General features: G+C 67.2%; 1 pseudogene. It reads right to left on the bottom strand.

Going from position 1 to position 335, the window contains the following annotated elements:
* Window positions 1-278, bottom strand: a pseudogene (locus ELR45_RS38670) (sugar ABC transporter permease); the annotation flags it as partial.
* Window positions 279-335: the final 57 nt, after the last annotated feature.

Genomic DNA, 335 nt, shown 5'->3' with positions numbered 1-335 from the left:
GGAACCACGCCCAGCACGTAGTAGAGGTTGTTCCGGATAGCCATGGCGAAGTCGCGACGAGCGTCGCCCGGCTCCGCGACCAGTTCGCGGTAGTTGTCCAGGCCCACGAACCCGGCCTGCTCCGGCGGGCTCAGGCCGTTCCAGTCGGTAAAGCTGATCCACAACGCCATCCCGATCGGCACGACCAGGAACGTCCCGATGCCGATGAGCACCGGAATGACGAAGATCCAGCCCGCGACCTTCTCGTTCGTCGCCGCCCGCTGCCTGAGTGTTCGCACACTGCCTTCTTCCTGCCGGGTGGGTGCGGGGCGACCAGGTGTCGCGCCGTGGCCGCC

It is taken from the genome of Phytoactinopolyspora endophytica (genome assembly GCF_004138495.1).
Lineage (GTDB): Bacteria > Actinomycetota > Actinomycetes > Jiangellales > Jiangellaceae > Phytoactinopolyspora > Phytoactinopolyspora endophytica.
The sequence above is the reverse complement of the archived record's forward strand: the minus strand, read 5'-3'. Positions and strand labels throughout refer to the sequence as shown.